Source organism: Mycolicibacterium chitae (assembly GCF_900637205.1).
Taxonomy (GTDB): domain Bacteria; phylum Actinomycetota; class Actinomycetes; order Mycobacteriales; family Mycobacteriaceae; genus Mycobacterium; species Mycobacterium chitae.
This window is the reverse complement of record NZ_LR134355.1, coordinates 104,763-125,718: the sequence shown is the minus strand read 5'-3', so window position 1 is coordinate 125,718 and position 20,956 is coordinate 104,763. Positions and strand designations below refer to the sequence as shown.

The 20,956-nt window shown below is 70.1% G+C and carries 26 protein-coding genes; 15 read left to right on the top strand and 11 right to left on the bottom strand.

From position 1 onward, the window contains the following. Positions 1-2: 2 nt before the first annotated feature. Positions 3-761, bottom strand: coding sequence for a lysophospholipid acyltransferase family protein (locus EL338_RS00610; protein WP_126331980.1), 759 nt, complete (start codon positions 759-761; stop codon positions 3-5). Between the two features lie 172 nt (positions 762-933). Between EL338_RS00610 and EL338_RS00605 the strand changes: the two genes are divergently transcribed. Together EL338_RS00605 and EL338_RS00600 are read left to right on the top strand one after the other, a co-directional pair. Continuing rightward, on the top strand, positions 934-2,496 hold the full coding sequence (locus EL338_RS00605; protein WP_126331979.1) for a Rieske 2Fe-2S domain-containing protein: 1,563 nt from the start codon (positions 934-936) through the stop codon (positions 2,494-2,496). A 32-nt stretch (positions 2,497-2,528) separates the two neighbouring features. Continuing rightward, on the top strand, positions 2,529-2,834 hold the full coding sequence (locus EL338_RS00600; RefSeq protein ID WP_126336592.1) for a hypothetical protein: 306 nt from the start codon (positions 2,529-2,531) through the stop codon (positions 2,832-2,834). 3 nt (positions 2,835-2,837) lie between these two features. Here EL338_RS00600 and EL338_RS00595 read toward each other — a convergent pair whose 3' ends face one another. Together EL338_RS00595 and serS are read right to left on the bottom strand one after the other, a co-directional pair. Beyond that, positions 2,838-3,623 (bottom strand): DUF5718 family protein, encoded by a 786-nt coding sequence (locus EL338_RS00595; protein WP_276006144.1) that lies wholly within the window; start codon positions 3,621-3,623, stop codon positions 2,838-2,840. A gap of 20 nt (positions 3,624-3,643) precedes the next feature. Continuing rightward, on the bottom strand, positions 3,644-4,897 hold the full coding sequence (gene serS, locus EL338_RS00590) for a serine--tRNA ligase (protein WP_126331977.1): 1,254 nt from the start codon (positions 4,895-4,897) through the stop codon (positions 3,644-3,646). A 332-nt stretch (positions 4,898-5,229) separates the two neighbouring features. Here serS and EL338_RS00585 point away from each other — a divergent pair, with 332 nt between their 5' ends. From EL338_RS00585 to EL338_RS00575, 3 genes are all read left to right on the top strand, one after another. After that, positions 5,230-6,564, top strand: coding sequence for a septum formation family protein (locus EL338_RS00585; RefSeq protein WP_235666580.1), 1,335 nt, complete (start codon positions 5,230-5,232; stop codon positions 6,562-6,564). Between the two features lie 3 nt (positions 6,565-6,567). Beyond that, entirely contained in the window at positions 6,568-6,918 is a 351-nt protein-coding gene (locus tag EL338_RS00580) for a metallopeptidase family protein (protein WP_126331975.1), read from the top strand. Between the two features lie 65 nt (positions 6,919-6,983). Further along, positions 6,984-7,193: a hypothetical protein gene (locus EL338_RS00575; RefSeq protein WP_126331974.1), complete on the top strand. Its 210-nt coding sequence runs from the start codon at positions 6,984-6,986 to the stop codon at positions 7,191-7,193. Here the strand turns inward: EL338_RS00575 and EL338_RS00570 are convergent. Together EL338_RS00570 and pheA are read right to left on the bottom strand one after the other, a co-directional pair. Then, the gene (locus tag EL338_RS00570; protein ID WP_126331973.1) at positions 7,151-7,843 is read right to left on the bottom strand and encodes a histidine phosphatase family protein; all 693 of its coding nucleotides are present in this window, start codon (positions 7,841-7,843) and stop codon (positions 7,151-7,153) included. The two genes, EL338_RS00575 and EL338_RS00570, sit on opposite strands and share 43 nt — an antisense overlap. Further along, a complete protein-coding gene (gene pheA / locus EL338_RS00565; RefSeq protein ID WP_126331972.1) occupies positions 7,840-8,760 on the bottom strand; it encodes a prephenate dehydratase in 921 nt (306 codons plus the stop codon). Before pheA ends, EL338_RS00570 begins: the two co-directional genes overlap by 4 nt. Before the next feature lie 116 nt (positions 8,761-8,876). Between pheA and EL338_RS00560 the strand changes: the two genes are divergently transcribed. From EL338_RS00560 to EL338_RS00540, 5 genes are all read left to right on the top strand, one after another. Further along, complete coding sequence (locus EL338_RS00560; RefSeq protein ID WP_126331971.1) at positions 8,877-9,650, top strand: DUF2470 domain-containing protein; 774 nt, start codon at positions 8,877-8,879, stop codon at positions 9,648-9,650. A gap of 15 nt (positions 9,651-9,665) precedes the next feature. Continuing rightward, entirely contained in the window at positions 9,666-10,451 is a 786-nt protein-coding gene (locus tag EL338_RS00555) for a CPBP family intramembrane glutamic endopeptidase (RefSeq protein WP_126331970.1), read from the top strand. Between the two features lie 9 nt (positions 10,452-10,460). Continuing rightward, positions 10,461-11,783 (top strand): LCP family protein, encoded by a 1,323-nt coding sequence (locus EL338_RS00550; protein ID WP_126331969.1) that lies wholly within the window; start codon positions 10,461-10,463, stop codon positions 11,781-11,783. Positions 11,784-11,810: 27 nt separating this feature from the next. Beyond that, positions 11,811-12,374 (top strand): ferritin, encoded by a 564-nt coding sequence (locus EL338_RS00545; RefSeq protein WP_126331968.1) that lies wholly within the window; start codon positions 11,811-11,813, stop codon positions 12,372-12,374. Positions 12,375-12,491: 117 nt separating this feature from the next. Then, complete coding sequence (locus EL338_RS00540; protein ID WP_126331967.1) at positions 12,492-13,037, top strand: ferritin; 546 nt, start codon at positions 12,492-12,494, stop codon at positions 13,035-13,037. 224 nt (positions 13,038-13,261) lie between these two features. On the opposite strand, the gene EL338_RS00535 is transcribed toward EL338_RS00540, so the two are convergent. The 3 genes from EL338_RS00535 to EL338_RS00525 form a co-directional block, all read right to left on the bottom strand. Next, positions 13,262-14,086: a glycerophosphodiester phosphodiesterase gene (locus tag EL338_RS00535; protein WP_126331966.1), complete on the bottom strand. Its 825-nt coding sequence runs from the start codon at positions 14,084-14,086 to the stop codon at positions 13,262-13,264. A 4-nt stretch (positions 14,087-14,090) separates the two neighbouring features. Continuing rightward, positions 14,091-15,161, bottom strand: a complete 1,071-nt coding sequence (locus EL338_RS00530; RefSeq protein ID WP_126331965.1) for a DUF4328 domain-containing protein — start codon at positions 15,159-15,161, stop codon at positions 14,091-14,093. A 61-nt stretch (positions 15,162-15,222) separates the two neighbouring features. Next, positions 15,223-15,558, bottom strand: a complete 336-nt coding sequence (locus tag EL338_RS00525) for a rhodanese-like domain-containing protein (RefSeq protein WP_126331964.1) — start codon at positions 15,556-15,558, stop codon at positions 15,223-15,225. Positions 15,559-15,896: 338 nt separating this feature from the next. Between EL338_RS00525 and EL338_RS26075 the strand changes: the two genes are divergently transcribed. After that, the gene (locus EL338_RS26075; RefSeq protein ID WP_170217411.1) at positions 15,897-16,049 is read left to right on the top strand and encodes a hypothetical protein; all 153 of its coding nucleotides are present in this window, start codon (positions 15,897-15,899) and stop codon (positions 16,047-16,049) included. A 16-nt stretch (positions 16,050-16,065) separates the two neighbouring features. On the opposite strand, the gene EL338_RS00520 is transcribed toward EL338_RS26075, so the two are convergent. Then, complete coding sequence (locus EL338_RS00520) at positions 16,066-16,341, bottom strand: S26 family signal peptidase (RefSeq protein WP_179967237.1); 276 nt, start codon at positions 16,339-16,341, stop codon at positions 16,066-16,068. Positions 16,342-16,426: 85 nt separating this feature from the next. Between EL338_RS00520 and sodN the strand changes: the two genes are divergently transcribed. From sodN to EL338_RS00500, 4 genes are all read left to right on the top strand, one after another. Further along, positions 16,427-16,849: a superoxide dismutase, Ni gene (gene sodN / locus EL338_RS00515; protein ID WP_126331963.1), complete on the top strand. Its 423-nt coding sequence runs from the start codon at positions 16,427-16,429 to the stop codon at positions 16,847-16,849. 197 nt (positions 16,850-17,046) lie between these two features. Continuing rightward, positions 17,047-17,580, top strand: a complete 534-nt coding sequence (locus tag EL338_RS00510; RefSeq protein ID WP_126331962.1) for a peptidase — start codon at positions 17,047-17,049, stop codon at positions 17,578-17,580. 234 nt (positions 17,581-17,814) lie between these two features. Beyond that, the gene (locus tag EL338_RS00505) at positions 17,815-18,540 is read left to right on the top strand and encodes a TMEM165/GDT1 family protein (RefSeq protein WP_126331961.1); all 726 of its coding nucleotides are present in this window, start codon (positions 17,815-17,817) and stop codon (positions 18,538-18,540) included. 389 nt (positions 18,541-18,929) lie between these two features. Then, positions 18,930-19,325, top strand: a complete 396-nt coding sequence (locus EL338_RS00500; RefSeq protein WP_126331960.1) for a helix-turn-helix transcriptional regulator — start codon at positions 18,930-18,932, stop codon at positions 19,323-19,325. Here the strand turns inward: EL338_RS00500 and EL338_RS00495 are convergent. Both EL338_RS00495 and EL338_RS00490 read right to left on the bottom strand, forming a co-directional pair. Next, on the bottom strand, positions 19,322-20,443 hold the full coding sequence (locus EL338_RS00495) for a hypothetical protein (protein ID WP_126331959.1): 1,122 nt from the start codon (positions 20,441-20,443) through the stop codon (positions 19,322-19,324). The genes EL338_RS00500 and EL338_RS00495 overlap by 4 nt on opposite strands. Then, positions 20,440-20,931 (bottom strand): ImmA/IrrE family metallo-endopeptidase, encoded by a 492-nt coding sequence (locus tag EL338_RS00490; protein WP_126331958.1) that lies wholly within the window; start codon positions 20,929-20,931, stop codon positions 20,440-20,442. Before EL338_RS00490 ends, EL338_RS00495 begins: the two co-directional genes overlap by 4 nt. Positions 20,932-20,956: the final 25 nt, after the last annotated feature.

Below are 20,956 nucleotides of genomic sequence, written 5' to 3'. Positions count from 1 at the left end.
CCCTACTCCGAGGCCTGCGCCCGTCGCGCAGCCCGCTCCGCAGCCTCCTCCGCGTCCATCCGGGAGGCCTCCGCCAGCGACGGGGCACTGCCGCCGAGGCGCTTGGGCACCCAGTATTCGCCCGGCGGGTAGGGCCCGTAGGCGTCCTGGACCTGCTCGAGCAGGTGCTGCATGCGGCTGTGCAGCAGCGCGGTCAGCTCGGCGGCCGGCAGCGTCGGGGCGATCGGCTCGCCCACCGCCACGGAGATCGGCACCTTGGGCCGCCACAGATTCTTGGGATGCCCCTTGGTCCACACCCGCTGGGCGCCCCACACGATGTGCGGGACGATCGGCACGCCGGCCGCGATCGCCATCCGCGCCGCGCCCGACTTGAACTCCTTGATCTCGAAGCTGCGGCTGATGGTGGCCTCCGGGTACACCCCGACCAGCTCGCCGCGCTCGAGTTGCCGGCAGGCTTCGGCGAACGAATCCGCGCCGGCCTCCCGGTCCACCGGGATGTGCCGCAGCTTGCGCATCAGGAAGCCGCCCACCTTGTGGTCGAACACCTCCTGCTTGGCCATGAACCGCACCTTGCGGCCCAGGCCCTGCTTGTAGGCGGGCAGGCCGGCGAAGGTGAAGTCGAAGTAGCTGGTGTGATTGATCGCCACGACGGCGCCGCCGGTCCTGGGCAGGTTCTCCACCCCCGTCACCGTGAACGTGAGGCCCTGGACTCGCCAGGCCGCACGCGCAAGCTGGATGACGGTGCCGTATACGGGTTCCACAGCCAACCAGCCTAGCCGGGGGTGCGCCAGAGCATATTGGCACCGCCGACGGGGCCCATCGGACCCGGGGCCGCGTGCGACTGTCGGGCGCCGCGGCGCCCGACGGCGACTAAGCTCGGGACTGCAAAAGGCTCGGCCGCAGCCCGGCCAGAATCGTGTTCGGAGAGTATCAGTGCAGGTCACCAGCGTCGGTCACGCCGGCTTCCGGATCGACACCACAGCCGGGAGCATCCTGTGCGACCCGTGGGTCAACCCGGCGTACTTCGGTTCGTGGTTCGTCTTCCCCGACAACAGCGAGCTGGACTGGGACGCGCTCGGCGACTGCGACTACCTCTACGTGTCGCACCTGCACAAGGACCACTTCGACCCGGAGAACCTGCGCGCGCACGTCAACAAGGACGCCGTGGTGCTGCTGCCGGACTTCCCGGTGCCCGACCTCAAGCGCGAGCTGGAGAAGCTGGGCTTCCACCGCTTCGTCGAGACCACCGACTCGACCAAGCACACGCTGAGCGGGCCCAAGGGCGACCTCGACATCATGATCATCGCGCTGCGCGCCCCCGCCGACGGGCCCATCGGCGACTCGGGCCTGGTGGTCTCCGACGGCACCACCACGGTGTTCAACATGAACGACGCCCGCCCCATCGACCTGGACATGGTGGCGGCCGAGTTCGGCCACGTCGACGTGCACATGCTGCAGTACTCGGGCGCCATCTGGTACCCGATGGTCTACGACATGCCGGCCCGCGCGAAGGAAGCGTTCGGCAGCCAGAAGCGGCAACGCCAGATGGACCGCTGCCGCCAGTACATCGCCCAGGTGGGTGCGACGTGGGTGATCCCGTCGGCCGGCCCGCCGTGCTTCCTCGACCCCGCCCTGCGCGACCTCAACGACGACCACGACGACCCGGCCAACATCTTCCCCGACCAGGTGGTCTTCCTCGACCAGATGCGCCGCAACGGCCACGACGGCGGGCTGCTGATGGTGCCGGGCACGGTGGCCGACTTCACCGGCTCACAACTGAATTCGCTGACCCAGCCGCTGCCCGAGGATCAGGTCCAGGCCATCTTCACCACGGGCAAGGCCGACTACATCGAGGCCTACGCGCAGCGGATGGCGCCCGTGCTGGCCGCCGAGAAGGCGCGCTGGGCCCCGGCCGCCGGCGAGCCCCTGCTGGAGCCGCTGCGCAACCTGTTCGAGCCCATCATGTTGCAGACCGACCAGATCTGCGACGGCATCGGCTACCCCGTCGAGCTGCGGCTGACCTCGGGCGACCACAACGAGACCGTGGTCCTGGACTTCCCGAAACGCACTGTGCGCGAACCCATTGCGGACGAGAAGTTCCGCTACGGGTTCGAGATCGGCACCGAGTTGGTGCGCACCGTGGTCCGCGACCGGGAGCCGGACTGGGTCAACACGATCTTCTTGTCCACCCGCTTCAAGGCCTGGCGGGTGGGCGGCTACAACGAGTACCTCTACACGTTCTTCAAGTGCCTGACCGACGAGCGCATCGCCTACGCCGACGGCTGGTTCGCCGAGGCGCACGACGACTCGGCCTCGATCGTCCTGGACGGCTGGGAGATCCAGCGCCGCTGCCCGCACCTGAAGGCCGACCTGTCGAAGTTCGGAGTGGTCGAGGGTGACACGCTGACCTGCAACCTGCACGGCTGGCAGTGGAACCTCACCAACGGCCGCTGCCTGACCTCCAAGGGCCATCAACTGCGGACCGCCAAGCTGTGAGCGCCCCACCGCGGCAGTACTACGACGACGGCATGGTCCAGCTGGATCGGCACGCGATCACGTTGCGCCGCTACCACTTCCCGTCGGGCACCTCGAAGGTGATCCCCGTCGACTCGATCCGCGGCTACACCGCCGAGCCGCTGGGTTATCTCACCCAGCGGTTCCGGATCTGGGGCAGTTCGGATCTGGACCTGCGCCGCTGGCTGCCACTGGACCTCGGGCGGCCGTTCAAGTCCACGCTGGTGACCCTCGACATCGGCGCGCGGCAGCGCCCCGCGTTCACCCCGAAGCACCCCGAGGAGTTCCTGGCCAAGCTCGACGAGGTGCTCGGGCGGTAGTCGCTAGCGCGGCGAAACCGTCTGCCGCAGTTCGGAAGCCGCGTCCGAGGCGGTGTCGTACACCCGCACCACGGCCTGATCCTCGCCCTGCAGGTAGGTCGAGGCCCCCAGTTCGGTGTAGCGGGTGGCGCCGATACCGATCAGCACGTGCTCGGGGTGACCGGAGGCCACCAGCAGCGCGCCCACGTCCTCGAGCGGGGTGTCCGGCGAACCCTTCTGGTTGGCCAGCCGCTCGACGACCCAGTCCAGCAGGACCTCGCCGTAGTAGGAGTAACCCAGCAGCGGGCTGTCCACGCCGTAGGCGTGCTCCTGACCGTCGGCGCCGCGCAGGAAGCAGGCCAACCGCAGCGTGGCGGTGGGGCCGTCCGGGGTCAGGTCGCTGATCTCGAAGAACTGGGCGGCAACGCCTTTGGACGCCGGACCCCAGTTCTTCTTGTGGCTGATCTTCGGCGCGCCGGGGCGCCGGATCGAGCAATCGTTGAACGCGCCCAGCGCGAACGGTTCCAGCGAGGCGACGGTGTCGCCGTTCCACTTCACCCGGCAGGCCAGCCCCACCTCGGGTTCGATCTGCAGGTTCAGCGGCCCGTCAGTTTCCGGCGGCAGCAGGATCTGGTCCGACGACAGCGGGTACTCGCCGAGGAAGCTGTCGCTGCCCGGTGCGTACCAAGGGAAGATCCCCTTCGGCGCGGTGCCCTCGGAGACGACGCTGACGAAGTCGGCGGCCTCCCCGGCCTGCTCGAGGTGGCCCGCGAAGTTCCCGGCCACCCCGAAGCCGAACCAGTTGCGCATCTCGTCGAAATCCAGGCTGATCACGGTTCGAGTACCTCCGTACCGACGTAGGGCACCAGGGCCGGCGGCACCCGAACGCTGCCGTCGGGTTGCTGATGATTCTCCAAGATGGCGACCAACCACCGGGTGGTCGCCAGGGTTCCGTTGAGGGTCGCCGCGATCTGCGGCTTGCCGTTGTCGTCGCGGTACCGGGTGGACAGCCGCCGCGCCTGGAACGTCGTGCAGTTCGAGGTGGAGGTCAGTTCGCGGTAGGCCTGCTGGGTGGGCACCCACGCCTCGCAGTCGTACTTGCGCGCCGCCGAGGAGCCCAGGTCGCCGGCCGCGACGTCGATCACCCGGTAGGGAACGTCGATGTGCGCCAACATCTCTCGCTGCCAACCCAGCAGCCGCTGATGTTCGTCTGCCGCGTCCTCGGGCTTGCAGTAGACGAAGGCCTCCACCTTGTCGAACTGGTGCACGCGGATGATGCCGCGGGTGTCCTTGCCGTAACTGCCGGCCTCCCGCCGGAAACACGACGACCACCCGGCGTAGCGCAGCGGACCGGCGGACAGGTCCAGGATCTCGTCGGCGTGATAGCCGGCCAGCGGCACCTCGGAGGTCCCCACCAGATACAGATCGTCGGACTCGACGCGGTAGACCTCCTCGGCGTGAGAGCCCAGAAAGCCGGTGCCGCCCATGATCTCGGGGCGCACCAGCACCGGCGGGATCATCAGGGTGAAGCCGTTCTCGGTAGCCACCCGCACCGCCAGCTGCAACAGCCCCAGCTGCAGCAGCGCCCCGCGGCCGGTCAGGAAGTAGAACCGGGAGCCGGACACCTTGGCGCCGCGCTCCATGTCGATCAGGCCCAGCGACTCACCGAGTTCGAGGTGGTCCTTGGGTTCGGCGATCGACGGCGGCTCGCCGACGGTCTCGAGCACCACGAAGTCGTCCTCGCCGCCGGCCGGGACGCCGTCGATGATGACATTGGAGACCGCCAGATGCGCCGCGGCGAACGCCTGCTCGGCGTCGGCCTGGGCGGCCTCGACGGCCTTGACCTCCGCGGCGAGTTCCTTGGCCCGGGCCAGCACGGCCGGGCGGTCCTCGGGACTGGCCGCACCGACCTGCTTGCTGACCGCCTTCTGCTCGGCGCGCAGGTTGTCCGCGGCGGAGACGGCCGAACGGCGGGCGGTGTCGGCGGACAGCAGCGCGTCGACGAGCGCCGGGTCTTCACCGCGGCTGCGCTGCGACCGGCGAACGGCGTCGGGGTCGTCCCGGAGCATCTTCAGGTCGATCACGCCCGTCAACACTACTTTTGTCGCCGACGGGCGGCAGCGCGAGGTCGCCCTTGCCGGCGCGGGAGCCCGGGACACAACCCCATAACTTCACTTCTGCAACAGTTGTCACAGTCCCTGGTGCGCCTGTCACAATGGGTCTGATGTCCGAAGTACCTGAGCAGGACGACGGGGCAAAACCGGTCGACCCGATCGACGAAGAATCCGCCTCCGATCCCACCGACGGCGAACCCGTCGAGGAGATCGATGCGGAAGCGCCCGACCTCGACCCTGCCGACGAAACCGAGGCCGCCGAGCCCGGCCAGCCCGAACCGCGCCGCGAGCGGTTCGGGTGGATGCGCACCCTGCACGCCCGCTCGACGCGGCGGGTACTGGTACTGACGGCGCTGGGCGCGCTGCTGTTCGCCGGCCTCGTGACGGCCCTGCCGGTCGGCAGCAACCGCGGCGGGCTCACCAGCTACCTCGAGACCAACCCGGTGCCCGCCACCGGCACCCGCGGCACCGAGGCGTTCAACAACGCCAAGACCGGCGACTGCCTGAACTGGCCCGAGGGCGTTCCCGACGAGGCCACGGTGGTGGACTGCACCGAGGAACACCGCTTCGAGGTCGCCGAGTCCGTGGACATGCGGACCTTCCCCGGCTCCGAGTACGGCCCGGACGCCGCGCCGCCCTCGCCGGCGCGCATCCAGCAGATCAGCCAGGAGCAGTGCCAGGCCGCGGTGCGCCACTACCTGGGCCACCGCTACGACCCCAACAGCCGCTTCACCACCAGCATGCTGTGGTCGGGCGACAAGGCGTGGAGCAAGCACGGCGAGCGCCGCATGCTCTGCGGCCTGCAACTGCCCGGACCCGACGGCGGCCAGCTGGCGTTCCAGGGCAAGGTCGCCGAGGTCGACCAGTCGAAGGTGTGGCCGGCCGGGACCTGCCTGGGCATCGACCCGACCAGCAACCAGCCCACCGACATCCCGGTGGACTGCGCCTCCCCGCACGCCATGGAGGTCACCGGCTCGGTGAACCTCGGCGAGCGGTTCCCGGACGGGCTGCCGCCGGAGGACGAGCAGGACGAGTTCATCAAGGACACCTGCACCCGGCTGACCGACGAGTACCTGGCGCCGCTGCAGCTGCGCACCACCACGCTGACCCTGATCTACAGCACGATCTCGCTGCCCAGCTGGTCGGCCGGCAGCCACCAGGTGGCCTGCAGCATCGGGGCGACGCTGGGCAACGGCGGCTGGGCCACCCTGGTCAACGACGCCAAGGGGCCGCTGCTGATCAACGGCCAGCCGCCGGTCCCGCCGCCGGACATCCCGGAGGAGCGGCTCAACCTCCCGCCGATCCCGATGCCGGGTTCGTCGGGCGGCCAGAACTACGGCTCGTCACAGTCGTCGGGCTCGTCGTCGGGCTCGTCGTCGGGCTCCGGTTCCTCCTCGGGGTCCTCCTCGGGGTCGTCCTCGCAGGGCGGCCAGCATCTGCCCCAGCAGGCGCCCGCCACCCAGGCGCAGACCCAGGCCCCCGAACCCGAACCGCAGGCCGAGCCCAACCCGCCGCCCGAGGCGCCCGCAGCACCGCCGCCGCCCCCGGCGGACGCACCACCGCCACCGCCCCCGCCGGCTCCGGCTCCGGAGGGCCCGCCGGCCGGTCCGGCCCCCGGGCCCGCGCCGCCGGCCTGATCGATGCCGGTCGAAATGAGCGACGCGCGCTTCGAGGAGTTGGTGGGCGACGCCCTGGATCGCATCCCACCGAAGCTCGCCGCCGCACTGGACAACGTGGTGGTGCTCGTCGAGGACCGCAATCCCGAGGAGCCCGATCTGCTCGGGTTGTACGAGGGCATCGCCCTGACCGAACGCGACAGCACCTACGCCGGCGCGCTGCCGGATGCCATCTTCATCTACCGCGGCGCGCTGCTGGACATGTGCGCCTCGGAGGCCGAGGTCATCGACGAGGTGCGAATCACCGTCGTCCACGAGATCGCCCACCACTTCGGCATCGACGACGAGCGCCTGCACGAACTGGGCTGGGCCTGAACGAAATTGCGCCGCAGCAGGCGCGGCGGCGCCGCATTGTCGGCGCGCAGTGATAGGAACGGGGCATGGAGACGAGTTGTCGAGCCTGCGCCGCTCAGATGGCGCACTGCCACGGCACGCTCATCCGGCACTGGTCGGGGCGGCCCGAGTGCACCGAGGACGGGTGTGCCAGCCCGGAGCTGACGCTGCACGCGTTCGACGTCGAGTGCGTCGCGGTGGGCTGCGAGTGCGATCAGCCCATCGGGTCGGGCGTGCGCGCGGTGTCCTCGGCCTGAGTCTGCGCGGCCGTGGGCTGCGGGGTCAGCGGCGGTCCCGCGGCACCCCAGTGCACGCAGCTCCAACGGCCGTCGGTGACCGGCGCCAGCACCACCGATTCGGCGTTGGCCAGGTGGTTCTCCAGCGCGAAGACCGAGTCGACGCCGGAGAGCACCGCACCGACCAGCCGGATCGCCGCCCCGTGGCTGACGACCACGATGTCACCGCTGAAGCTGTCGTCGTCGAGGTAGCGCCGGCGTAGGTCGTCGACCACCGGGACGTAGCGGTCCAGCACGTCGGCGCCGCTCTCACCGCCCGGCATCGGCAGGCCGAGTTCGCCCTCGTGCCAGCGCCGGTAGATCCGGTTGAACTCCTCGACCGCGTCGTCGTCGTTGCGGTTCTCCAGCTCACCCACCTGTACCTCGTGGATGTCGGAATACTCCAGCGGGTCCACCCCGAGCAGCCCGGCGATCTCGGCCGCGGTCTGCTGGGCGCGCACCGCGATCGAGTGCCCCAGCAGCGCCGGCGGGGTCGGCGCGGTGCGCGCGAACGTGCGCGCCTGATCCCGGCCCAGCGGGGTCAGTTCGGCCCCGGGCGGGAGGGTGTCGAGGCGCTTTTCGACGTTGCCGTAGGTCTGGCCGTGCCGGACGAGTACCAGCCGTCCGCTCACGCCGGTTCTCCCTTTTGCAGCCGGCTCAGCCAGCGTTCCGCGTCGTCGAGTTGTGGCGGGGCCGCGCCGACCGCCGATCCTGTGGGCCATGATCCGAGATATCGCACATCTTCACAACGACGGTGCAGCGCGGTAAGTGCCTCGGCCACCGCGCTGTCCTCGATATGGCCCACGCAGTCGAGGAAGAACACGTAGGTGCCCAGCTCCACCCGGGTCGGGCGGGACTCGATCCGGGTCAGGTCGATGTCGCGCATGCTGAACTCGGTCAGCGCGCTGACCAGCGCACCGGGGACGTTGTCCAGCTTGAGCACCACCGACGTGCGGTCGGCGCCCGTGCGCGTCGGCGGCGGCGCGGGCCGGCCCACCAGCACGAAGCGGGTGCGCGCATTGGCCTCGTCGACCACGCCGTCGGCCAGCGTGGCCAACTCGTAGCGCTGCGCGGCCAGCGCGGTGCTGACCCCGGCGTCGGCGGCGCCGCCGCGCACGTCGGCCGCGGCCGCGGCGTTCGAGATGGCCGGGATCACCTCGGCCTGCGGCAGGTTGTCCCGCAGCCAGCGGCGCACCTGCGCGGCGGCCACCGGGAACGCCGCCACCGTGCGGACATCGGCGGCCCGGGTCCCTGGGGCGACGACGATGCTGAACGCCACGTCGAGGGTGTACTCGGCGAAGATCTGCAGCGCCGTACCGGCCGCCAGCGCGTCCATGGTCGGCAGCACCGACCCCTCGATCGAGTTCTCGATCGGCACGCAGGCGTACTCCGCCGTCCCGGCGCGGACCGCCTCGAGCGCGGCCGGGGTGCTGTCGAGGGCCAACGGCTGAACCTCGGGCCGTCCCGGGACCAGCCCGGCGGCGGTCATGCCGCCCAGTGCCGCTTCGGTGAACGTGCCCTGCGGGCCGAGGTAGGCGATGGCGGTCACGAATCCGACCCTAGCGGGAAAGTCTTGCGCGCCGGATCAAGTTTCTGGTTAAGTTAGGCTTACCTCACTCAGAACGAGCCTGGTCGGGACCCCGACCAGAACGGTGGAAGGTCAACATGACACTGGCGACGACCCCCGGCCCCACGACGGCGGAACGCATTCGCAGCGCCTGCATGCGCGCCCAGAGCGCGCTGATCGCACTCGACGGCGCCGAGCCGGAAACGGTGGGCGTGCACCACCTGCTCGCCGACGGATCCTTCGCGGTCGCGGTCCCCATCAACGGCGTCGCGGCCGGCAACGTCGTCGCGGCGGGAGCCGGCGGCGTGCAGGCCGTCCTCGAGCTCACCGACTACGCGCCGCTGCCGCTGCGCGAACCGGTGCGCTCGCTGGTCTGGATCCGCGGCCGGATGTTCAGCGTCCCCGAGGCGATGATGCGCGCGACGCTCGACGTGGTCGCCGCCGAGGACCCCAATCCCGCGCTGCTGCAGGTCGGCACCGAGTACGCGCTGCTGCGCCTCGAGATCGACTCCGTGGTGGTCGCCGACGCGACCGGCGCCGAGTCGGTGGCCCTCGGCGCGCTGCTCGAGGCCCGCCCGGACCCGTTCTGCGCCATGGAGACCTGCTGGCTGCGCCACATCGACTCCGATCACCGCGACATCGTCGACCGGCTGGCCGCCAAGCTGCCCCGGCCGCTACGCGGCGGTCAGGTACGCCCGCTGGGCCTGGATCGCTACGGGGTGCGCCTGCGTGTCGAGGGCGACGACGGCGATCACGACGTGCGGCTGCCGTTCACCCGCCCCGTCGACGACGTCACCGGCCTGAGCCAGGCCATCCGGATCCTGATGGGCTGCCCCTTCGTCAACGGCCTGCGCGCCCGCCGAACCACCTAGCGTTACCGTGTCGGGGTGAGCGCACCCGACGCCCTGAGCGCCCACGACCGGCGCGCACTGCGCATCGAGGTGTTCGTCGTCCTGGCGGTCACGTTCGGGCTCAGCGCCGTCACCGCCACGCTGCAGCTGATCGACTTCGTGCTGCGCGGCCTGGCCGGCCAGACGGTGGCGCTCAACCCCAGGCGGTCCTACTTCGACCTCATCGACCTGGGCCTGAACCTGGCCTACATCACCCAGCTGTGCGCCTGGGGCGCGCTGGCCGTCTACCTGCTGTGGCGCAGCGGCTATACCGCCGAACGAATCGGCCTGGGCCGCCTGCGATTCCGGCCCGATCTGCTCGGCGGGCTCGGGCTGGCCGCGCTGATCGGGATTCCCGGGCTGGCGCTCTACGTGGCGTCGCGGGCGCTGGGGCTCAGCGCGGCGGTGGTGCCGACCGAGCTCGGCGACACCTGGTGGCGGACCCCCGTGCTGCTGCTGGTGTCCTTCGCCAACGGCTGGGCCGAGGAGGTCGTGGTGGTGGGCTACCTGCTCACCCGGCTGCGCCAGTTCCGGGTCAATCCGGTGACCGCGCTGATCGCCTCGAGCGTGCTGCGCGGGCTCTACCACCTGTATCAGGGCTTCGGGGCGGGGCTCGGCAACCTGGCGATGGGTCTGATCTTCGGCTACGTGTGGCAGCGCACCGGACGGCTGTGGCCGCTGATCATCGCGCACGGCGTGATCGACGCCGTGGCCTTCGTCGGGTACGCGTTGCTGGCGCCGCACCTGGGCTGGCTGGGCATAGATCCGCCTGCCGCGACGTAAATTGAGCTGGTGAACGACGACCGCCCCCGCCGCGGGCAGCCGCAGCGGCCCGCCGGCCCGGCCCGTCGTCCACCGCCGCACGGCGAACCGTCGCAGGTGATCCGCCGCGACCCGCACCACCGCCCGCCCCCGCCCCGCGGCTTCCCCGCGCAGACGCCACCGCAACCGCCCCCGACCCGGCCCGGGCCCCCGCCGGCCTGGCAGCCGCCGCCCCCACCCCGGCCGGCGCCCCCACCCCCGCGTCGGCGACCGCCACCCCCGCCGCCCGCGCGGTCCAACCCGACGCCGCGTCCGGCCGCGCCGCTGCCCCGCAGCCGCAAGTCCGCCAAGCCGGCCACCCCGCCCCCGCCGGCGCCGACCCCGCGCAAACCCCGCAAGCGCCGCCCCTGGGGCCGCATCCTGCTGGTCCTACTGCTGCTCGCCGGCGGCGGCGTGGTGGGCATCGGCGTCTGGTTCGACCGTTCCCTGCACCGCATCGACGCCCTGATCAGCTATCCGGACCGGCCCGCCGCCGGCCGCGGCACCACCTGGTTGCTGGTCGGGTCCGACGGCCGCAGCGACCTGTCGCCGGAACAGCAGGCGGACCTGTCCACCGGTGGCGACCTGGGCACCGGCCGCACCGACACCATCCTGCTGGTGCACCTGCCCGGGTTGGGCTCGAGCACGCCGACCACCCTGGTGTCGATCCCGCGGGACTCCTACGTGCCGGTCCCCGGCTACGGCAGCGACAAGATCAACGCGGCCTACACCCTGGGCGGACCGCAGCTGCTGACCCAGACCGTCGAACAGGCCACCGGCCTGCGCATCGACCACTACGCCGAGATCGGCTTCGGCGGCTTCGCGGTGCTGGTCGACGCGCTCGGCGGGGTCGAGGTCTGCCCGGCCGAGCCGATCAGCGATCCGCTGGCCGGCATCGAACTGCCCGCCGGCTGCCAGCTGCTCGACGGCCGCACCGCCCTGGGCTTCGTGCGCAGCCGCGCCACCCCGCGCGCGGACCTGGACCGCATGGTCAACCAGCGTCAGTTCATGTCCGCGCTGCTGCACCGCGCCGCCAGCCCGGCCGTGTGGTTGAACCCGTGGCGCTGGTACGCGGTGCCGCGCGCGGCGGCCGACGCGATCACCGTCAACACCGACGACCACGTCTGGGACCTGGCCCGGTTGGGCTGGGCGCTGCGCGGGTCCCCGGTCACGGTGACGGTGCCGATCGGTTCCTACAGCTCCACCAGTTCCGGCGCGGTGGTCAGCTGGGACGACGAGACGGCCGGCGCGTTGTTCGCAGCGCTGGCCGCCGACGCCCCGGTCCCGCAGTCGGTGCTGGATGCGCAGCCGTGAGCGGCGCGGGCTCATTAGGCTGACGCCGTGACGAGCTCCCCGGACACCTTCCATGACCTGCTGGCCGAGCAGGTCGGCAACGAGTTCACCGCCGCCCAGCAATACACCGCGGTGGCGGTGTACTTCGACGGCGAGGACCTGCCGCAGCTGGCCAAGCGCTTCTACCGGCAGGCGATCGAGGAACGCAACCACGCGATGATGATCGTGCGCTATCTGCTTGACCAGGGCGTGCCCGTGCGGATCCCACCCGTGCCGGCGGTCACCACGGAGTTCGCCTCGGTCCGCGAGCCGGTGGAGTTGGCGCTCAACCAGGAGCGCGAGGTCACCGAGCAGGTCACCCGGCTGGCCCGCGCCGCCCGCGACAGCGGCGACTATCTGGGCGAGCAGTTCATGGGCTGGTTCCTCAAGGAACAGGTCGAGGAGGTCGCCGCGATGACGACGCTGCTGACCGTCGTCGACCGCGCCGGCGACAACCTGTTCCACCTGGAGAACTTCGTCGATCGGGAACTGAGCTCGACCCCGGCCGACGATCCGACCGCACCCACCCCCGCCGGCGGTGCCGTCACGCTGCGCGCGGAGCGATCCAGCTAACTCGAATCGGCGGCGCGATCTGCGCCCGGCTATGGCAAACCTAACTTAGGTCATGCTGCCCGAAGTAAGCGTTACCTTGCATGACAAGGTCCCTGACCAGGCAGTACTTTGGTGATCATGATTCGCGACGACGTCCTCGACACCAAGTTCCACGGCCTCCTGCGCGACCAGATCCGCGACGAGTTCACCGCCGCCCAGCAATACACCGCGATCGCGGTGCACTTCGACGGGGCCGACCTGCCGCAGCTGGCCGGGTTCTTCTACCGCCAGGCGGTCGAGGAGCGCAACCACGCGATGATGTTCGTCCGCTACCTGCTGGACCGCGGGGCCGAGGTTGAGATCCCCGGCGTGGACCCGGTCCGCAACGGCTTCGACTCCGCGCGCGAGGCGGTGGCCCTGGCCCTCGATCTGGAGCGCGCGGTCACGGAGAACATCGTCGCGCTGGCCGCCGCGGCCCGCGACGAGCACGACTATCTGGGCGAGCAGTTCATGGGCTGGTTCCTCAAGGAGCAGGTCGAGGAGGTCGCGACGATGACCACCCTGCTGCGCATCGCCGAGCGCGCCGGCGACAACCTGTTCCACCTCGAGGACTACGTCGCCCGCGAACTCGGGGCGGGTAAGGCCGACCGCACGGCCCCGCCCGCCGCGGGCGGCACCCTCTAAGGGACATCGCTGCAAAGGAAGTCCCTGAGGAAGGTCGGCGGGCCGTTTCCGGGCGGCCCCTCGTTCAAATGGCGTCAACGTCGGGTGACGGCTATCCACACGGCGGCTGGCGCGTGGCCCGGGGCGCCGGCCCAGGCTGTGGATGACCGTCAACTGACGATGACGGGCCACGCTCGAGGAGCCGCGCAGACAGCGGCGAACCCTGGGACGAGACCGCGCTCTAGTCAGTCCCGGCCGGCGCCGGTCAGCCCGTTCTGCAGCCAGTCCTTGGTGCGGCCGGGGTGGTTGGTCGCCAGCCACGCCACCCCCTGGTCCGCGCAGAACCGCACGTCCTCGTAGTGGTCGACGGTCCAGCAGTACAGCGCGCGCCCCTGGGCGGCCGCGCGGTCGACGAGTTCCGGATGCTCGCGCAGCGTGCCGATCGACGGGCCCACCGCGGTCGCGCCGACCGTCGTGGCCGCGCCGCCGCCGAGGTAGCGCGACGTCTCGCCGAGGAGCACGGTGGGCAGCATCGGCGCGGCCCGCCGGATCCGCCACACCGCGGCCGCGGAGAACGACATGACGACCGCGCGCGACAGGTCCGCGGAGGCCGGCGAGGCGATCCCGAACCGGTGCAGCAGCGCCAGCACCTTGCTCTCCACCAGCCCGCCGTAGCGCACCGGGTGCTTGGTCTCGATGAACAGCTTGACCGGCCGCTTGAAATCGAGCACCAGCCGCACCAGTTCCTCGAGGGTCAGCAGGCCGGTGTCGCCCAGGCTGCCGTCGTCGCGCCAACTGCCGTGCCAGGCGCCGAAGTCCAACCGGCGCAGCTCGCTCAGGCTCATCTCGCTGACCAGCCCGGTGCCCGACGAGGTGCGGTCCACCCGACGATCGTGGATGCACACCAGGTGGCCGTCGCGGGTCAGCCGAACGTCGCACTCGACCCCGTCGGCCCCCTCCTGCAGGGCCAGCTCGTAGGCCGCCACCGTGTGCTCGGGCCGATCCGCCGACGCGCCGCGGTGCGCCACCACGAAGGGGTGGGCTGCGGGCGCTTCGCCGGCCGGATCCATGGCCCTATGCTGCCGGTTCCCGGTCCGTCGGCTCAACCGGACGGCCGAAATCGCTGCCCGGCGCGGCGGGCGCCGGGGCGCCGCCGACCACCACCCACCGGTGCGCCGCTCGTTCCACCGGCTTGGCCTCGAACCCGCGGTACACCCGGTCCAGCGCCAGCACCGCGGCCAGCGCGGCCAGATAGGCGCAGATCATCGCGACGGTGTTGTCCGCGACGCCCTGCCCCGAGGTGTTCAGGGCGACGCTGAACCAGCCGAACGTGAACAGCGTCAGGAACGCGATCACCGACACCACCGCGCTCAGCACCCACAACAACCACCAGACCAGAATCGGCTTGCGCAACCGCCGGTAGAGCCCCTCGAGGCTCGCCGTCTCGATGACGAACACCGGCGCCCAGAACAGGTTGACCAACGGGACCATGCAGCCGGCCCACAGTGCCCGGCTCGGCCGGTCGGTGCGGCCCAGGTGCGCGAACAGTTGGGTGCGGCGCGCGATCAGCCAGCGGGTCAGCACCACCCAGCAGGTGATGACGGCGGCCAGCGCTGCGACGCTGGCCAGGATGCCCAGCAGCGTGGCGCCGGCGGCGATCAGCGAGTTGATCAGCACCGTCCGGTTCACCAGCAGCAGGACGTAGCGGATCAGGTAGATCAGCGCGGCGGCCGCGAGGACCGCGGTGGTGGCGGTCAGGACGCGCCGGACCTGAGTGGGCGTGGGCCCGGTGATCGGCGGGGCCGACGGCTCCACGCCGAACGTGACGGGATCCGGCAGGCTCCAGCGCGGGATGAAGTCGTAGCGCGGCGTGGGTCCCAGCGGGCGCTTGCGGGCCGGGGGTGGGGGCGGTGCGCCCGGGCGCACCGCGATCCAGCGCAATCCGGGTGGCAGCTTGGCCGACTGACCGCCGCTCGGGGCCGCGCCGCCGGGTTGGGCGGGTCGGCTCCAGCCGGAGCCGGCCCCGGGCGCCGCGGTCTCGGACGCCGCGGGCGGCAGCAGCCTGCCCTGGCACCGCGGGCACCACGCCCGCTGCTTGTCGCGGACGTTCCACCGGGTGCTGCAGGAGGAACAGACCTGGATCACCGCACCAGCCTAACCAGCGCCGACACGGCCGCGCCCCGGGTCGCCCGACAACCGTCGCCGCTCAGACTGTGCCGGGAGCACCCGAATCGGTGACCACCGGCCGACCGGACTGCTGCCACGCCATCATCCCGCCGTCGACGTTCACCGGCTGGTACCCGTTGGCCTGCAGGTACTGCGCGACCTGCAGCGACCGACCCCCGGCCGCGCAGATCACGAACAGTTCCTTGGTCGAGTCGATCTCGGCGATCCGGGCCGGCACATCGCCCATCGGGATGTGCACGGCCGCCGGGGCGTGTCCCCGCTGCCATTCGTCGTCCTCTCGCACGTCGAGGAGGACGACGTCGCTGCCGAACTCCGTCGGCAGTCCGCTCACCTGAATCTGCGATACCGCATCCATCGTTCGATCCTGTCACGCCCGCCCCACGGCGGTCACCGGTCCTCGCGAGTTCGGCGAACACGCGCCTATCCACAGTTTCCACAGGCTTATCCACAGGACGCTCGATTCGCGCGTGCCGTCTCGCCTCGGCAATCGCAAAGTTGACTGCAGTCAATGTGGATAACCGGGTGGGCGAAACGCCGCATCCATCAACAACCCGACCCGCGGCGCAGCGAATCCGGGCCCCCATCGGCCGATTTCTCCCTCGCAGGCCGAGGCGTTATGATCGCCGTCACAACAGGACTTCTGTGATTGATCTCACTGGGGGCAGCTTTGATTCCACGGCATGGTACGGCGCGATGACGACGCAACCGATGGGTCCGCACTCGGGCGCGCAGCCGTCGCACTGGTACTCCTCGACGTGTAACAAGTCCTACGTGCTCGCGCTGCTGCGCGCGGGCGTGGTGGCCTTGGTGCTGCTCGGCATCCTCGCCGTGATCGTCCTGTTCTGAAGCGTCTTGTCAAGCGTCAACCCGTTTTCGCCCGCGCCGTGAAGATCAGCCGGTAGCTGTCCGAGGCGGCCACCCACCCGAACTGTCGTGAATCGACCACCCCGGGGGCGGTGGGATTGTCCGAGCGGGCCTCGAAACTCGTCTCGCGGCCCGCGCCGCGCACCGCGCCCACCCGCTTGACCAACCAGCGCGACGGCAGCGTCGGGTCCTGGAAGATCCGCACCTGACCGGTCCGGGGACGCCCGCCCCGCCAGCCCAGCAGGCCGTCGCCGGGGCTCAGCGTCGGCCGCATCGAGTCCTCGACAACCACGAACCGGCGCAACGGCCAACGACCCGCACTATGGTTTCGCACCATGCCCTGAGGGTAGGTTAGAGACATGCTGCATCGACTTTTCACCAACGCCACACCCGCCCATGCCCACTGCGACCTGTACTGCGGCGTCTACGACCCCGCGCAGGCCAAGATCGAGGCGCTGTCGTGCCTCAAGACCCTGCAGAAGTTCCACGACTCCGACGACGAGCACTTCCGCACGCGCGCCATCCTCATCAAGGAGCAGCGCGCCGAGGAGGTCAAGCATCACCTGATGGTGCTGTGGGCCGACTTCTTCGCCAAGGAGCACTTCGAGCAGTTCCCGAACCTGCACCAGCTGTTCTGGGACGGCGTGCACGGTGCCGGTGACGTCAAGAAGAGCACCGACGTCGCGGTCGCCGAGAAGCTGCTCAAGACCATCGACGAGATCGCCGACATCTTCTGGCAGACCGAGAAGGCCAAGGGCATGGGCGTTTACCCGCCGGCCTAGCCCAACAACACCGAAGTTCGCAATCGGGGCGTCGTGCGCAAGCACGGCGCCCCGATTGCGTTGATGCGCTATCGACTTCGCAACGATTCGGCGCCTGGCACTCGTGTCCTCTTGCGTGCCAGCGGGGTTGTGCCGCATCCTGAACACCCCGACCCGCAGTCGTGTCGCAGTAGCAGCCCGGAAGCGCGGAGGCAAAGATGGAGACTGGGTCCGGGCGAGCTATCGGTCTCGCCCCCTTTCACTCTCGTGGCGCCCTGAAGGGCTTCCTGGTCTCGGGCCGCTGGCCGGACTCCACCAAGGAATGGGCGCAGCTGTTGATGGCCGCCGTCCGAGTGGCCTCACTGCCCGGATTACTGTCCACCACAACCGTTTTCGGTGTACGCGAGGAGCTCCCCGAGGAGCCGCCGCCGGACACTGTCGGGCTGGTCCTCGCCGAGGGCCCGGTGGTCGGTGAATCCGCCATCGCCCCAGGATATTTCGCCGACCATCTGCCGCCGGCGCTGCTCATGCTGCATCCGCCGTCGGAAACGGTGCCGTCGCTGCCGGAATGCGCCGGCGCGGCCTCTGGCTGCGTATTACTGCCCGGGCTACCGCATTTGGGACTCGAACATCGCGCAGCGTGGGTGGAGGCCGAGTCCGACGGCACGGTGACCTCGATGGTCAGCCGAGTGGGAGTGGACCCCATCAGCCACCCCGACACCGCCATTCTGGCAATGCTGCTCGCCGCCTGACGGATTCGCGTCGGACGCCGAATTCCCAAGTACGGCAACCCGAACATTCGCCTTACCGCGTGTGCCTCCGTATGCTGTTGGAGTCAGCGAAGGGGAGTAGCCCCCAATCGTCGTGTCGACATACTGGCGAAAGCCCGGCCGGCGAACCGAATGAGCATCTTTCGGTGGGCGAGACCTTCGACGTATGGCCGTTGATGCCCGCGTATCCGCGACCACCCGTCGAAAGGTCGTCACATGCTCGCAGCCACCATGATCAGCCTCGGCGTCGTCTTTGTCGCCGAACTCGGCGACAAGTCGCAGCTGATCACCATGACCTACGCGCTGCGGCATCGGTGGTGGGTGGTGCTGACCGGGGTCGGCATCGCGGCGTTCCTGGTCCACGGCATCTCGGTCACCATCGGCCATTTCCTGGGCATGGCGCTACCGGAGCGCCCCATCGCGTTCGCGGCGGCGATCGCGTTCCTGGCCTTCGCGGTCTGGACGTGGCGCGAGGGCGGCGACTCCGACGAGGAGACCAAGACCGTCGCCGAACCGCGCTTCATCCTGTTCGCGGTCATCTCGTCGTTCGTCCTGGCCGAACTCGGCGACAAGACGATGTTGGCCACGGTGGCGCTCGCCAGCGACAACAACTGGGCCGGGGTGTGGCTGGGCGCCACCATCGGCATGGTGCTCGCCGACGGGGTCGCGATCCTGGCCGGCCGGCTGTTGCACCGCCGGCTGCCGGAGCGCTTCCTGCACGTCATGGCCAGCGTCCTGTTCCTGCTGTTCGGGCTGTGGATGCTGTTCTACTCGGCGCTGGGCTGGCACACCGCGGGGATCGTGATCACCGGCGGCGTCGCCGCGGCCGCCTGCATCGCGGGGATCGTCACGGCGATCCGTCGACGCCGGCGGGCGCCGCTGGGCACCGCGGCGGGGCGGGACGGTCGAATCGAACCGGACAACGCCCCGGAAACCGCCTGAAACCCGGGGTGAGCCCCCGAAAAACCCGGCTGGAAAAGCCCGGCCGGCGATCCGGACGCCCAGGCGGCAGCAAAGATTTCTGTACCCGGCGCGCGGCATCGACCGTCGTTGCCGGGCGTGGCCCCTGCACATCGGACGGCTAAGACTGGCGAACAAACCACGCGACAACGCGTGGTGCCCCCGCTTCATTTCCCCTGCTGCACACTATGGCTAGCCCGAATTCCGGCGGTAAGCGCATTCTCCAGCGCTCTACTGCTACCTTATCTTTCGCGCCCCGTCAATTTTTTGATGGTTTGCACTTGGTTACGAGCGCATCTATCGCTACGATGATCAGCAAATACGCCGACTTGGCGAATTGTGCGGCGCGGATGTGGAGGTCCAAGGAAAGCATGAGTACAACGTTCGCTGCGCGATTGAACCGGCTGTTCGACACGGTGTATCCGCCGGGCCGGGGTCCGCACACCTCTGCGGAGGTGATCGGGGCCCTCAAATCCGAGGGCGTCACCATGTCGGCCCCGTACCTGTCGCAGCTTCGCTCGGGCAATCGCACCAATCCCTCGGCGGCAACCATGGCCGCTCTCGCTAACTTTTTCCGGATCAAGCCCGCCTACTTCACCGACGACGAGTACTACGAGAAGCTCGACAAGGAACTGACCTGGTTGGCCCACATGCGCGACGAGGGTGTCCGCCGCGTCGCCGCGCGCACCGTGGGGCTCTCGGCCGAGGCCCAGCAGGATCTGGTCCAGAAGGCCGAGGAACTGCGCCGCAAGGAGCAGCTCGACTAACCACCGAGGTCGCGGTACTGCCGTGCGATCTCGATGATCCACTCGCGGTCGGAGTAGCTGTCCGGCTGCCGTAACCACTGCGGACCCGGAAATTGCGCGGCCTCGGCGCCGCCGGACCGGCCCGCGTAGATCCATTCCGCGATCACCCGCGCCTGCTTCACGGGTGCGACGTCGGGTCGCGCGTATTCGTCCTCCACCGACTCGTCCTCCACCGACTCGTCGCCGTCCGCCGCGACCGGCCGCTGCCGTTGCGCGGCCGTCGCCTCCAGGAACAGCGCATCCGAGATCCGGGACAGCCCCTCGGCCACCCGGAACACCAGCGGTCCGCGCGGCCGCACCCCGATGCCGATGTCGGGCTGGCGGCGCTCGAGTTCGCTCTTGAGCGGCTCGATGAGCTGCAACTCCCGTCGACCGGCGAACCAGTCCTCGACCGTGGGCAACAGCGAGCCCGCGCCCACCACGGTCATGGCGCTGCCCAGCAGCACCACCGCGGTGCCCACCCCGATCAACGGGGTGTCACTGACGGCGCGCAGCAGGAAGAAGGCACTCGCCAGCAGGATCAACGCGATGCCGAGCGTGAACACGAACAACGCGCGCCCGCGCCGGGTGCTGTTCGAGTGCCGCACCCCGGCCCAGGCCACCAGGGTCAGCGCCAGCATCACGTACAGCAGGGGCACCAGCCACGGCAGCGACATCCCGGAGGACCCCAGGTTCTGGACCAGATACTCCGCGGGCGCCATCTCCGGTTGCCGGCCGGCGCGGAAGAACATCACCACCGTCAGCACCGCGACGGCGGCGGCCAAACCGTACTGCAGCAACGCAATTCGACGAATAGTCACCGCGCTGCGGTGCGAGGCCACGCTGGTGATCATCACGCAACTGCCGGCCGCACACGCGATCAGCGCCACCTGGCTCAGGCCCACGGCCAGGTTCGGCCAGCCCAGCGCGGTGTCGATCAGCAGCGTCAGCGGCGCCCAGTTCAGCGCCGCGACCAACGCCAGGCTGCCGAGCGCGACGATCATCGCCGCGCTGACCAGGGACTGCTTGTTGACCAGGGCCCACCCGATCCGGACGCCGGTCGCCATCCCGAGCAACCCGGCAATCACCCAAACCGTCAACCAAACGCCTCGCCGAGCCGGACCTGCACAATCGACGAGCGGTCCGACGGCATCCGGCCCAACCGGTAGATGAGCAGCGCGGCGAAGTCCTCGGCCTCCTGTTCGATGTCCTCGCCGCCGGGACCCATGCAGCCCGTGCGCTGGTTGAGCATGTAGCTGATCAGGTCGTCGCCGGCGACCTCGGAGGACATCCGGGCCATGTCGGCCACCGCGATGCCCTCATGGCCGAGCACCAGGTGCCCGAGTTCGTGGGCCAGGGTCCGTTCCCAGGTCGGCAGGCCCTGCTGGATCAGGAACTCGTCGCGATCGGTGTACTGCCGCCACTGGCCGCACACCCCTTCGGGCAGGTCGGCCATCTTGATCTCGATGGGGCGGCCGCGATCGGCACTGACGGCCTCGACCAGGCGGTGCAGCGAAACCTCGCCGCGTCGGGGCGCCAGATCGAGCACGTCCCCGACAGCCCGCGTCACGCGTCGACTCGCCGCCATGCCCCTCTCCCTTCATGCTTCCCGC